The organism is Pseudomonas sp. DE0157, assembly GCF_007678615.1.
GTDB classification, from domain to species: domain Bacteria; phylum Pseudomonadota; class Gammaproteobacteria; order Pseudomonadales; family Pseudomonadaceae; genus Aquipseudomonas; species Aquipseudomonas parafulva_B.
Genome location: NZ_VEJN01000001.1, coordinates 116860 through 130258 on the forward strand (window position 1 = coordinate 116860; position 13399 = coordinate 130258).

Below are 13399 nucleotides of genomic sequence, written 5' to 3' on the forward strand. Positions count from 1 at the left end.
TGTGGGAGCGGCCTCGTGCCGCGATGGGCCGCGCAGCGGCCCCATGATTGCAGCCCAGTATCAGATCCCAAGGCCTACCGCGCTGCCCATAACGGCTAACGCGCACAGGCTATCCATTGCAGCCCCCAAAGCCACCGCAATTCCCCCAATAATCGCTTACCAGCTATAACTCACCCGCGCCGTCACCTCACGCCCAGGGTTGTAATAATCGGCCGTCCCCGAGCCCACCACGTGCTGTTCATCGAACAGGTTGCTCACGTTCACCGCAAGGTCAGTGCCCTTGGCGATCTGGTACTTGAAGGCCGCGTCGAACAACGTGGTGCCATCGGTCTTCTTGGTGTTGGCCGCATCCATGTAGTAAGCCCCCACGTACCGCGCACCCAGCCCGACACTCACGTCGGTCGCCGGAATGTCGTAGTACGTCCACAGCGAAGCCGAATGCCTGGGCGCGGTGGCGAAGGCGTTGCCCTTGAGCGAGGAGCCGTCATACAGCGACCCGCGTTTCACATCGGTGTCCATGTACGAATAAGCGCCAATCACGCTGATATCAGCCGTCACCTGGGCTTTGGCTTCCAGGTCCAGGCCGCGTGCGTGAGACTCACCGACGGTTTGCTGTTCGATGATGCCGCTGGGCAGCACCACGGCAATGGTGACGTTTTCCTGGGTCAGGTCATACACCGCAGCGGAGAACATCGCGTCCATGCCGATGGGCGAGTACTTCACGCCCACTTCGTACTGCTTGCCGGTTTGCGGGGTCACGCCCACTTGGGGTGGGGACACCGACTCCACCATGCTCACGTACGTCGACACTTCGTCGTTGACGATGTAGGTGAGCGCAGCGCGATATGAGGTCTCCGACAAGTCGTCGCTCTGCTTGGCCGCCCCGCCCACGTACTCGGTGCTGGACAAGTCCATGGAGTCGTTGCGCACGCCAGCAGTGGCGATGACGCGGTCGTAGAACGACAGGTTCTGCTGCATGAACACGGCCTTGGTGGTCACGTCCTGCTTCTTGCGGCTGTAGGGCTCGATGCCACGCGGCACGCCGGTGAACACCGGGTTGGCGATGTCGATCGGGGTGGCCAGGCTGTAGACCGAGCGCTGCTTGGTCGAGGAGTCGAGGTACTCCACCCCCACCAGGGTGCTGCTGTCGATGTGCTCGAACTGCGCATCGTATTGCAGCATCAGGTTGCCGTTGAGCTGGTCGACGTCGCTGTCGGTGCCGAACACATAGCGCGGGATGGTCGTGCCAACGCGCGAAGGGCTGTCGCTCAAGTAGGCGTAGCCGAAATCGTCGGTCAGTTCGCTGTAGCGCAGGTTGCCGCGCAATACGAAGCCGTTGTCGAAGTCGTGGGTGATGTTGCCGGACAAGCTGGTGCGCTCCACATCGTGGAAGTTGTAGCCAGGCTCGCCGAAGAACTTGCTGCGGTCGTACTCCTTGTCCAGCGGGTAGCCACCGCTGTTGGGCGAGCTGTTGGTCTTCAGGTAGTCCAGCACCACGGTGGCCGAGGTGAAGTCGCTTGGTGCCCAGGTCAGCCCGCCCATCACCAGGCGGCTGTCGTCGCGGGAGTGGTCGTACTCACGGTCGCTGTCCTGCAGCTTGGCCGTGAAGCGCCCTGCCACTGTACCGCCTTCGTTGAGCACATCGCCCACGTCAATGCCGGTCTCGGCATGGTCGTACGAACCGTAGGTCACATAGCCCTGGCCGAAGCGTTCGAACCGCGGCTGCTTGGTCACGAAGTTGACCGAGCCGCCCGGGTCGGCAGGGCCGAACAGGGTGGAGTTGGCGCCGCGAATGATCTCGATACGCTCGTAGGCGTAAGGGTCTTCGCGCACGCCACGCATGGAGCTGAGCGTCAGGCCGTCGCGGTAGGTGGTGGCCTGGAAGCCGCGGATCTGGAAGTAGTCGTTACGGTCGTCCGACCCATAGAAGTCGCTGATCACCCCAGGGGTGTACTGCAGCGCCTCTTCGGTGGTGCTGACGCTGCGCTGTTCCATCTCCTTGCGGGTCACCACCGACACCGACGCCGGCGTATTGAGGATGCTGGTGGCGACCTTGCCCCCTACCCACAGCTCCTTGGCCACGACCGAGTTGATGTCGTCGTCGGCGCTGGCCTTGACCTTGGCATTGACGATCACCGGGGCCAGGCGATAGTCCTCGGTGGCACCCAGCTCCAAGGGGCCGGTGGGCTTGGGCTGGGGCAGCAGCAGGTAGGCGTTGGGGCCTTGCTGTTCCGATTGCAGATCACTGCCCTGCAACAGCGAAGACAAGGCCGCCGCGGTACCCAGTGAGCCCTGCACGCCCGGCGTCGTCTGGTTGGCCACGCTTTGTGCGTCGTACGACAGGCTGATGCCGGCTTCCCGGGCAAAACGATCGAGCGCTGGCGCCAGCGGGCCTGCCGGAATGTTCCACTGCTTGAGCGGGCTGCTGCTGTCGGTAGCCGCAGGCTGGGCCAGGGCTGGCAGAACATGGCTGCCTACTACCAGCCCGAGCAGGGCGCCACGCAGGGCTCGGTTCAGGGGGTGGCGCGGTGAAACCGGGGTAGAACTCATTCTCTCGCTCCGTAGCGTGTCGGCGGGCGGCCTGTATTCCGGCCTTCCCTACCTGCCGAACGAGAATGAGAAAACACCTCATTTATTTTCAGATTAATTAACTTCGATTGTAGGTTGCTTCCTACGCCTTACGGATAGCTTGCTTCACTTTGCGCAGCAGCTCACCCATGCGGAAGGGCTTGATCAGCATGTCCATGCCATCGCCGAGAAACGCCTGCCGGTCCAGCGCGGCATCGGCATACCCGGTCATGAACAGCACGGGCAGGTCGGGCCTGTAACCACGGGCAAGGTCAGCCAGCTCCCGGCCGCTGAGCGTGGGTAGACCAACGTCGGTCAGCATCAGGTCCAGGCTCGGGTCGTCGCGCAGGTATTCCAGCGCCTGGTCGGTGGTCGAGGCCAGTGTGCAGTGGTAGCCGGCATCGGCCAGCGCTTCGGCCACCGACAGCCGCACCGACGCCATGTCCTCGACGATCAGCACATGCTCGCCGTTTCCTTGCAGGTCGAGCCCACGCTCGCGCACCACGGGCACGGCTGCCTGTGCGCTGGCCGGCAGCATCAGCGCCACTTCAGTGCCCTGCCCCATCACGCTGCTGAGCATCACGTGGCCGCTGGACTGGCGGGCGAAGCCGTAGATGGTCGACAGCCCAAGGCCGGTGCCCTGGCCGACGGGTTTGGTGGTGAAGAACGGGTCGAATACCTTGTCCAGCAACTCAGGTTCGATGCCGGTGCCGTTGTCGCGCACGCTGACCACCACATAGGGGCCGTCGGCCAGGTTGGGGTTTTCCTGGGACCAGATGGCAGCCGTGTCCAGCCAGATCCGCCCGCCCTTGGGCAGCGCGTCACGGGCGTTGATCACCAGGTTGAGCACCGCGCTTTCCAGTTGCACCGGGTCGACCAGGGCAATGACTGGTTGCGTGGACAGGTTCAGGGTCAGCGTGATGCGCTCGCCAATGGTGCGGGTCAGCAGTTCTTCGAGCGAGCGCACGTGACGGTTGACGTCCACCGGCCGGGTATCCAGGGGTTGCTGGCGAGCGAAGGCCAGCAACCGATGGGTCAGCGATGCCGCGCTATTGGCCGAGCTGAGCGCAGCTTCGGCATAGCGCGGCACTTTGTCGATGCGGTGCTCGGCCACCCGTTTGCAGATCAGTTCGAGGCTGGTGATGATGCCAGTCAGCAGGTTGTTGAAGTCGTGGGCGATGCCGCCGGTCAAGCTGCCCAGTGCCTCCATTTTTTGCAGTTGCACCAGCTGCGCCTCGGTGCGTTCGCGCACGGCCACTTCGTGGGCCAGCTGGCTGGTGGCGTCGTCCAGCCGGGCTAGGTGCGAGCGTTCGCGGTGACGGTGCTCGGTGATGTCCTCGACGAACACCAGGCACAAACCCGGCGCCTGATACGGCGAAAGCTGCCACTCGGTCTCGCGTACATGGCCATGCACCTGCATGCTCAAGGTGCCCTGCCAGCGCTCGCCGGCCATCAGGTGCTCGCGCAGGCTGGCCAGTGCCGCTTCCTGCCCATCGGCAAAGCATTCGTGCAGCTGCTCGGGGTGGAGGTTGTCCTGGATCAGGTAGCTGAATGCCTGGTTGCATTCGTGCACCTTCAGCTGGGCGTCCATCACGGCAATCGGCGCCGACACGCTGGTGAATATCTCGCGAAAGCTTGCCTCGCTCTGGCGCAGTGCGCGCTCGGTGTCGCGCACGCGCAGCAAGGTGCGCAGGGTGGCCAGCAGCACGTCCGGGTCGACGGGGTGAATCAGGTAGGCGTCGGCACCGGCGTTCAGCCCGGTAATGATGTCGCCACTCTGGATCGAAGCGGCCGACACATGAATCACCGGCAGCAGGGCCGTGCGTGGGTCCTGACGCAGCAGCCGGACAATGTCGAAGCCGCTCATGTCCGGCAGGTTCACGTCCAGGATCAAGGCGTCGATCTGGCTGTCGCGGATCAGCGCCAGGCCCTCGCCGCCCGTGCCGGCCTCCAGTACCTGGTACCCGTGCACCGCCAACCGCCTGCGCATGGCATAGCGGGTGGCAACGTTGTCATCGACGATCAGCAAGCGCACATCGGCATTCATTCAGCGCTCTCCGGAGCGAGGGCAAGGGGGATCACCACGAAGAAGCAGGAGCCGACGCCCGGCTCGCTCTCCACACCCACATGACCACCCAGCAGCTCGGCAAAGCGTTTGCACAGCGACAGGCCCAGGCCCGTACCGCGCAGGCGCTTTTGCAGCGGCGAGTCCACCTGGGCAAAGTCCTCGAACAGGGTGCCCAGCAGCTCCGGTGCGATGCCGATACCCGTATCGCTCACGGCAAACCGGATACTGTCATCGCCTTCCAGGCAGGCGGAAATACGCACTTCGCCCTGGGAGGTGAACTTCAGGGCATTGGAAATGAAGTTGCGCAGGATCTGCGCCAGCTTCTTGTCATCGGTGTACAGCCGCGGCAGGCCGGCATGCTCTTCGAAGATGAGGTCCACGGCCGAGGCATCGACAATGGGCCTGAACATGCCTCGCAGGGCGGCGAACAGGTCGAACATGTCGAACCAGGCCGGCGAAATGGTGATGCGGCCGGCTTCGATCTTGGCAAGGTCCAGCAGGTCGTCGACCATGTCGGACAGCTCGCGGGTAGCGGTGCTGATGAACGTGACCTGACGGTGCTGTTCGGCCGACAACGGCCCGTCGAGCTCGTCGGTCAGCAGGCCGGTGATGCTCAAGATCGAGCCCAGCGGCGTGCGAAATTCATGGCTCATGTAGGACAGGAAGCGGCTCTTGAGGTCCGAGGCCTGGCGCAGGTGCTCGGCCTGGGTATCGAGCTCGGCATACAGCGCCAGCACGCCCTGGTTGGTTTCATCCAGCTCGGCGCGCAAGGCGTCGTTCTCGGCTTGCAGGCGGGCAATCATGGCAGCATCAGACATTGGGCAACTCCAGGTCGATGACAAGCACGGTGACATCGTCCCGGCCTCGGCAAAAGTCGCGATGCAGCACGGCAGCGATCACGGCCGGATGGCGGTGCACCAGGCCAGGGTAATCCTTGAGGTTCCACCGGGACTGCAGGCCATCGCTGTACATGATCAACACATTTCCGTTCAGATCAGCGTAGTCGAACACTTGGGTTTTTCTGAATTGGCCGCCGACGATGCCGGGCATCGACGCCAGGCCTCGCGATTGGCTGCCATTGACCAGGCTCGCGCCGATGTTGCCAATGCCGGTGAAGCTCAGCCGTGCATTGCAGCCATCGTAGTACGCCAGGGCCACGGCGCCACCGCGCGTGCCCGCCATCGCCTGGTGCATGGCCAAAAGTTGTTGTTGCGGGTGGGCGAACGGTGCCTGTGCAAACACGGCCGCACCCGCCTGGGCTGCCGCTTCGGCTTCGCTGCCGTGCCCCAGCCCGTCGATCACCAGGGCGCTCACGTGCCGCCCGTCGAAAGCCAGGTGCCAGGTGTCGCCGCAGGCCGGGTCGCCATTGAGGGCATGCTGGCTGACGCCGAAGCGCAGGTCAGTGCCTGGGTCACCCTGGGCATACAACCGCGCCAGGACCACAGCTCCCCGAGTATCGGCATAAACGTCGAAGACTTGAGCCTGGCGGGCGATGGCGCCCATGCCGATACCTTGGGTGCCCGCCGACGAATAGCCGTCGGCCAGGCAGGCTTGGGCATCGAACCCTTGGGCGCGATCGAGGGTGAGCACTTCGATACCAAACCTGCCGTCACCGCGCGGCAGCGCGCGCAGATGAAGCTCGCCGTGCCCGGCATGCTTGAGCACATTGGTGCACAGCTCGGTCACCACCAGCGCGACACGTCCGGCGTCCGTCTCGTCATGCCCGTGGGCCTGTGCGAGCTTTTGCGCGATCCGTCGAGCGTGGCCAACGTCACTGGCATCAGCCAACGGTACGACGCAGGTCTGGCTCGCGGCGATGCTCACGCCCATCGAGTGATCGTCACGCGAGTACCCTGGCCAGGCGCGGTGTCCAACTCGAACTCATCCACCAGGCGCCGTGCCCCGGTCAAGCCCAGGCCCATGCCACCGCCCGAGGTCCAGCCGTCGGTCAACGCCAGGCCGATATCGGGAATGCCAGGGCCTTCGTCACGAAAATGCAGGCGCAGGCCCACCCGACCGAAGTCCTCCAGCACCTGCCAATCCATGTCGCCGCCACGGCCATAGACCACGGTGTTGCGGGCCAGCTCGCTGACGGCGGTGACCAGCTTGGTCAGGTCGACCAGGCGCATACCGCACTCGCCCGCCAGCTTGCGGGCCAGTTGGCGGGCAAGCACCACATCCTGCTCGATGCGCACCGGCAGGCTACCGCTGTCGCGCACGTTCATTTGCGGGCCACACGCTGACGCAGCACGTGCATACCGCGCTCCACATTCAAGGCCGTACTCACGCCAGGCAACGTCAACCCCAGCTCCACCAGGGTGATGGCCACGGCCGGCTGCATGCCGACCACCATGGTTTCGGCGTCCATGATGCGCGACAGGCCCGAGATGCTGGCGATCATCCGTCCGATGAACGAGTCGACCATGTCCAGCGCCGAGATGTCGATGAGTACGCCACGGGCGGAGGTGCTGCTGATGCGGTCGGTCAGGTCTTCCTGCAGGGTGAGGGCCAGTTGGTCATGCATGTCCACCTGGATGGTCACCAGCAGAAATTCCCCCATCTGCAGGATCGGGATACGCTCCATGGCTCAGGCTCGCTGGCCGAGGTCGCTGCCCACACGGGTCAGGGCCAGCTTCAGGGCGTCGGCCAGGTTGGCCTTGGTGGTCAGGGTGCCAAGGTCCAGGCCCAGGTGCACGATGGTCTGGGCGATCTGCGGACGAATGCCGCTGATGATGCAATCGGCGCCCATCAGGCGAATGGCCGTCACGGTCTTGAGCAGGTGCTGCGCCACCAGGGTGTCCACGGTGGGCACGCCCGTAATGTCGATGATGGCGATTTCCGAACCAGTGTCGACGATGCGCTGCAGCAGCGACTCCATGACAGTCTGGCTGCGCTGGGAGTCCAGGGTGCCGATCAGTGGCAATGCCAGCACACCGTCCCACAGCTTGACCACGGGCGTGGACAGCTCCAGCAGTTCTTCCTGCTGGCGGCGGATGACGTTTTCACGGCTCGCCTGGTACGTGCGCATGGTGTGCATGCCCATGCTGTCGAGCAGCTCGGACACGCGCCAGAGTTCCTCGGCAAGCGTGGCCGGGTCGGCGCTGTAGAGCGATTGCAGCAAGGCGAACAACGGACGCTTGAGGGCGTAGATGAAGTACACGGTCTGGTGGGAGTCATGGCCCATCTGCGCGCGCGATAACGACAGCTTTTCGAGGAACCGGCGCACGGCCTCCCAATCGGCGGCTGCCAGGTTGGCGCCGCCTGGGCCCTTGAAGCCTTGCACCAGCAGTTGCAGAAACTCGCGGGTTTCCTGGGCCAGCACCTGCTCCTTGACATTGCGCGTGGCACCGTTGGCTTCCAGGCCTGCTATCCATTGGGTCAACAGCTGTTCCTGGTTGTTTTCGACCGCGTCCAACGTACTGCTCTGCAGTGCTGCCATGTATCTGAGCTCCTGTGGTGAAAGCGGGCACTTTCACACTATGACCGGGTTTTTTTGAGTGACAGTTACTGGCCGGAATAGTTGTCCGGGTGGCGCATTTAATTGCATTAGGCCATCGGATGGTAGCCCATTGCGCAAAGAAATTTGACAGGTTGGATCAAGGGCAAGTGGGCGGCATCGGCAAGGATGACCTGGGGAATTTCCATCATTCGGTGGAGGGGTAGGCCAGCGGGTGTGTGCTCGGCCAGCTTGGCCGGGCCATTGAATGCGCGGGGGGGGGGTGCGCTACGACCCACTGTCAGCAAGAAGGCTCCACTGGCCAGGTATACGCTCGGTGAGTGCACACGCTCGGCCGAGGATATTGGCGGCGCGGCGCATATTGCCGGGGCTGCTTTGCAGCCCATCGCGGCACAAGGACCGCTCCTACTTGGATGGGTGTCTGCCTTCGGGCTGGCGCGAGCCGGTTGCTGCGTAGCGAAAGGTTGCACGGTATTTGTGGGAGCGGCCCTCGTGCCGCGATGGGCCGCAAAGCGGCCCCAGCACCATGAGTTGCGAAGCTGAAACCCTAGAGCCGCTTCGCAGCCCGAAGGTTCCAGCAAAGCTCATCTCAACCCAACGACCGCGCCCCCATCGGCTGCGCATGACCGCGTGTCGTCACAATGCCCAGGAAGGAAATCATGATCGCAAGCCCCAGCGTGGCGCTCACCTCCGCCCGGTGCTCGGGCGTGTACATCATCACCGCCAAGGCCAGGGCAATGAAGATGATCACCGCCCAGGTCAACCAGGGGAACAGCCACATGCGGAACTTGAGCTCGGTATTCTCCCGCTCAAGACGGCGGCGCATGCGCAGCTGGGAGATGGCGATGACCATGTACACCAGCAGCGCGATGGCGCCTGAGCTTGCCAGCAGGAACTCGAACACGCCCTTGGGTGCAAAGTAGTTGAGCACGGCGATGAACGCACCGATCAGGGTGCTGCCGAACACCGCAGCGCGTGGTACGCCGACTTTGGACGTGTGCTTGAGCATTGCCGGCGCATCGCCGCGCTTGGCCAGCGAGTACATCATGCGCGAGGCGATGTAGATCGAGGAGTTCATGCAGCTGGTGACCGCCACCAGCACCACCAGGTCGACCAGCAAGGCCGCGTTGGGGATGTTCATGATTTCCAGTGCACGCTGGTACGAGCCCACCACAGCCAGCTGCGGGTCATTCCACGGCACCACGGAAATGATCACGAAGATGGAGAGGATGTAGAAGGTGCTGATGCGCCAGATCACCGAGCGGGTGGCCTTGGCGATGTTGCGCGACGGGTCGCTGGACTCCGACGCTGCGATGGTCACCGCCTCAGTGCCGATGAAGCTGAACATCACAGTGATGAACGCCCCCACCACCGCGGCCCAGCCCTTGGGCGCGAAACCACCGTGGTCGGCCATCAACCCACTCAGGCCGCTGACTTCGCGGTTGGGCAGCCACCCCATCAGCGCCGCGAACCCGAGGCTGATGAAGGCAAGGATCGCGGTCACCTTGAGGATGGCGAACCAGAACTCGAACTCACCGTACTTGGCCACGCTGAACAGGTTGGTACCTGCCAGCAGCAACACCGACGCCAGGGCGAATATCCAGCTGTCTATCTGCGGGAACCAGGCATTGAGCACATGCCCTGCCGCGAGGGCTTCGATGGGGATGACCAGCACCCAGAACCACCAGTACAACCAGCCGATGGTGTAGCCGGCCCAGCGACCGATGGCCTGGTCGGCGTAGGTGGAGAAGGAACCGGTATCGGGGTGCGCGACGGCCATTTCGCCGAGCATGCGCATGACCAGGACGACCAAGGTCCCGGCCACGAAATAGGAGATTATGGTAGCCGGGCCGGCTGCCGCAATGGCGTGGCCCGAGCCGACGAAAAGTCCGGCGCCGATGATGCCGGCGATGGACAGCATCGTTACATGACGTGGCTTGAAACCTTGTGCAAGGTTGCCATCAGATCCCACGGTGTTCATGGATGTTGTTCTCTTTTTGCTGACACAAGGATGGACGGGCAGGCGTAGGCGAAAATAGCTCCTTGAAGGGTTCAGGTCGACAGGTTGCTTGCGCTCTGTTGTTGATCTTTGCAGCGCATCACAAGGCAACGTGCCGGTGGGGGTCGGGCTTCATTTAAGCCCCGCAGGGGGGAGGGAAATTACACGAGAACGCCCCGGAACTGTTCGATCACGACAGCGCTTTTGTGCAAGCGACAAATGTCGCGATTGGCATATCCGAACGCGCCATGCACGCCAATGGCGCTTGGGTTTTTCATTCGAGTGTGTTGCACCCGCTGCCTGTCCAGCAGGCAGCGCGGGCATCAGGCCAGTGCGTGGTCGACCAGCACCTGCAGCCGCCCCTGGGAGCAGCGCTCGACCCGCGCCTGGACGCCATACACCTGCGCTAGCAGGTCAGGCACCAATACATCCTGCGGCGTACCACTGGCCACCACCCTGCCCTCGCGCAGCACCACCAGCCAGTCGGCATGGCTGGCGGCCAGGTTGATGTCGTGCAGCACCGCCACCGCCAACAGGCGATGCACCTGCACCCGCTCACGCACGGCGTCCATGACCCGCAATTGATAATGCAGGTCCAGCGCGCTGGTGGGCTCGTCGAGCAGCAGCACTTGCGGGTTGCGCGCCAGCAACTGGGCCAGCGCCACCAATTGCCGCTGCCCGCCGGACAAGCTGTCCAGCGAGCACTGGGCCAGATGCTCGATACCCAGCTGGCGCAGGGCCGCAAAGGCCTGGCCCAGCAGATCGTCCGCACTGCCTACGCGAAGTGCCGCCATGATGCTTTCCAGCACACTGAGGGCAATGCCGGGGGGCAACTGCTGGGGCATGTAGGCCAGCCGTCGCGAACGGTCGGCAAAGGCCAGCCGGGTCACGTCCTGGCCATCCAGGCGCAGGCCGCCGCGCATGCGCTCGAGCCCTGCCAGGGCCCTGAGCAGCGTGGACTTGCCTGCTCCATTGGGCCCCACCAGCGCCACCAGGCTGCCTTCGGGCAAGGCCGGCAGGCTGACCTCGTGCAGGATCTGCCGCGCACCGTAGGCGACCGAAACCTTGTCGATCACCAGGCTCACAGCTTTCTCCCCCGCCGGAACACCAGCGTCACGAAAATCGGCACCCCCACCAGGGCGGTGACGATGCCGACCGGCACAATCACGCCTGGCATGATCAGCTTGCTGGCAATGGAGGACAGCGACAGCATCAGGGCGCCCACCAGGGCGCTGGCCGGCAGCAGGAACCGCTGGTCTTCACCGACCAGCAGGCGCGCAATGTGCGGCCCGACCAGGCCGACGAAGCCGATGGTGCCGACGAATGCCACGGCGGTTGCCGACAACAGGCTGATGCGCAGCAGCGAGGCAAAGCGCAGCCGCCGGGTGTCCACGCCGAAGCTGCGCGCCCGGTCCTCGCCCATGCGCAGCAGCGTCATCGCAGGTGCTGCGCGCAGCGAAAACGGCAACACCAGCGCCAAGACCAGCGCCAGCATGCCGAGCTTGTTCCAATCGGCCCGGGCCAGGCTGCCCATGGTCCAGAACACCAGTTGCTGCAGCACGTCCTCGGTGGCCAGCAGTTGCAACAGCGACACCAGGGCATTGCAGCTGAACACTAGGGCGATGCCGAACAGCACCAGGCTCTCCACGCCCGCCCCGCGAAGCCGCGACATGGCCTGCAACAGCACCACCGACAGGCAGGCGAAGACGAAGGCCATCACCGTCACCTGCACACCCGCCGTCATCCAGGCGACGCTGAGCGGGTAGGCGATGGCAAGCGAAGCCCCCAGTGCCGCTGACGAGGACACTCCCAAGGTGAAGGGGCTGGCCAGCGGGTTGTCGAGGATCGCCTGCATCTCGGCCCCTGCCAGCGACAGTGCCGTGCCCACCAGCACGGCCATCAGCGCGTACGGCAGGCGAACGTTCCAGATAATCACCCGCTCCGTGGCGCTGAGGGTGGTCGGGTCGAACAGGCCTTGCACCAGTCGCCCCAAGCTCATGCCCGATGCACCGCTGGCCAGGTCGCTCAAGACCGAAACCAGCAACAGCACGGCCAGCCCGGCCACCAGCCCGGTACGCCGCCACAGCAGCCGACGGTAATGCCAGGCGGCCTGCTGCACGCCTGGCAGCGCCTGTGCGGTCACTGGGCGTCGACCCAGTACTGACCGTCCAGCCCTACCTTGAGCATGCGGTTGATCTCGGCCATGGTCGCTTGCGGGTCAATGGCCTTGAACCGCTCTGGATGCACCCAGCGCGCCATCGCTTCAATTGCCAGGATGTTGAACGGCGAGTTGTAGAAGTCATGCCACAAGCCATGGGCCTGGCCGGCCTGGATGGGGCGCAAGGGGGCGAATTCCGGGCGGGCCGTGATCTTCGCCAAACTGTCCCGGGCCGTTTTTTCGGACACCCCGGCACCCAGCAGCACGCCGGGGGCACGGTTGCCGGTGGCGATGTAGACGTCCGGGTCGGCTTGCAGCACGTACTCGACGCTGACATCGCCCAGCGCACCGGGCACCACGTCGGCGCCAATGTTATGGCCACCCACCGCCTGGACCACACTGCCCAAACCGCTTTTGCCAGTGGTATGGCCGGGCGCTTGCCATACCCCGGCCAGCAGTTCCAGAAACACCTTGGGCCGCTCGCTGTCCTTGATGCCGGCCACGCCCGCTTGCACCCGCTCCAGGTGACGGTCGTACAGGTCAAGGTACTGCTGCGCCTGCGGTTCACGGCCCAGCAGCGTGCCCAGCGCCTGCATGCTGACATGGGTGTTGCGCATGGGGTGCACGCGAAAATCGATGAACAACACCGGCACGCCGGCCTTGGCCAGCAAGTCGGCCACCGGGCTGTGCTGGGTCGGGCCTTCACCGGCGATGCTGAAAATGGCCAGGTCCGGCTTGAGCGACAGGATCTGCTCGGCGCTCACGCTCTGCTCGGAGGCCTGCCCGATCAAGGGCAGCTTGGCGATCTGCGGGTAGTGCTGGGCGTAGACCTCGTAGGTGTGCGGGTCCAGCAAGCGCATGTCGTTCTGCCAGCCCACCACGCGCTGGAACGGGTTGTCCCGGTCGAGCAGCGCCAGGGCGAAGAACAAACGCCCCTCGCCCAGCACGATCCTCTGCGGGGCGTGGTCAAGCTCGACGGTACGCCCCAGCACATCGGTGACTTGCAGGGCGTGGGCGGTATGGGTAAAGCCGAGGCAGGACGCCAACAGCAACAAGGCCGGCAGCAGGCGCTGCCGCAAACGGGGGAACAGGCACATCGGGGCGTCCTCTTGAAGAGAGAATCAGTCGCAACGGAGCCGGGCATTCTAG

11 protein-coding genes are annotated in these 13399 nt (G+C 64.3%); all 11 read right to left on the reverse strand.

Features of this window, described 5'->3' with window-relative positions:
• Positions 1-156 precede the first annotated feature (156 nt).
• The gene (locus tag FS777_RS00510; RefSeq protein WP_145253563.1) at positions 157-2550 is read right to left on the reverse strand and encodes a TonB-dependent siderophore receptor; all 2394 of its coding nucleotides are present in this window, start codon (positions 2548-2550) and stop codon (positions 157-159) included.
• A 121-nt stretch (positions 2551-2671) separates the two neighbouring features.
• On the reverse strand, positions 2672-4615 hold the full coding sequence (locus tag FS777_RS00515) for a response regulator (RefSeq protein ID WP_078477958.1): 1944 nt from the start codon (positions 4613-4615) through the stop codon (positions 2672-2674).
• Complete coding sequence (locus tag FS777_RS00520; protein WP_078477957.1) at positions 4612-5454, reverse strand: sensor histidine kinase KdpD; 843 nt, start codon at positions 5452-5454, stop codon at positions 4612-4614. Before FS777_RS00520 ends, FS777_RS00515 begins: the two co-directional genes overlap by 4 nt.
• A complete protein-coding gene (locus FS777_RS00525; protein WP_058638434.1) occupies positions 5447-6460 on the reverse strand; it encodes an ATP-binding protein in 1014 nt (337 codons plus the stop codon). The genes FS777_RS00520 and FS777_RS00525 overlap by 8 nt, the downstream gene beginning before the upstream one ends.
• Positions 6457-6861, reverse strand: a complete 405-nt coding sequence (locus FS777_RS00530; protein ID WP_058603627.1) for an anti-sigma regulatory factor — start codon at positions 6859-6861, stop codon at positions 6457-6459. The genes FS777_RS00525 and FS777_RS00530 overlap by 4 nt, the downstream gene beginning before the upstream one ends.
• On the reverse strand, positions 6858-7220 hold the full coding sequence (locus FS777_RS00535) for an STAS domain-containing protein (RefSeq protein WP_058638419.1): 363 nt from the start codon (positions 7218-7220) through the stop codon (positions 6858-6860). The genes FS777_RS00530 and FS777_RS00535 overlap by 4 nt, the downstream gene beginning before the upstream one ends.
• Before the next feature lie 3 nt (positions 7221-7223).
• Complete coding sequence (locus FS777_RS00540; RefSeq protein WP_078477956.1) at positions 7224-8075, reverse strand: STAS domain-containing protein; 852 nt, start codon at positions 8073-8075, stop codon at positions 7224-7226.
• Positions 8076-8682: 607 nt separating this feature from the next.
• Positions 8683-10074: a GABA permease gene (gene gabP / locus FS777_RS00545; RefSeq protein ID WP_058638422.1), complete on the reverse strand. Its 1392-nt coding sequence runs from the start codon at positions 10072-10074 to the stop codon at positions 8683-8685.
• A gap of 341 nt (positions 10075-10415) precedes the next feature.
• Entirely contained in the window at positions 10416-11177 is a 762-nt protein-coding gene (locus FS777_RS00550; protein ID WP_058638423.1) for an ABC transporter ATP-binding protein, read from the reverse strand.
• Entirely contained in the window at positions 11174-12235 is a 1062-nt protein-coding gene (locus tag FS777_RS00555) for an iron ABC transporter permease (protein WP_078477955.1), read from the reverse strand. The genes FS777_RS00550 and FS777_RS00555 overlap by 4 nt, the downstream gene beginning before the upstream one ends.
• Positions 12232-13347, reverse strand: a complete 1116-nt coding sequence (locus FS777_RS00560) for an ABC transporter substrate-binding protein (RefSeq protein ID WP_058638425.1) — start codon at positions 13345-13347, stop codon at positions 12232-12234. Before FS777_RS00560 ends, FS777_RS00555 begins: the two co-directional genes overlap by 4 nt.
• Positions 13348-13399: the final 52 nt, after the last annotated feature.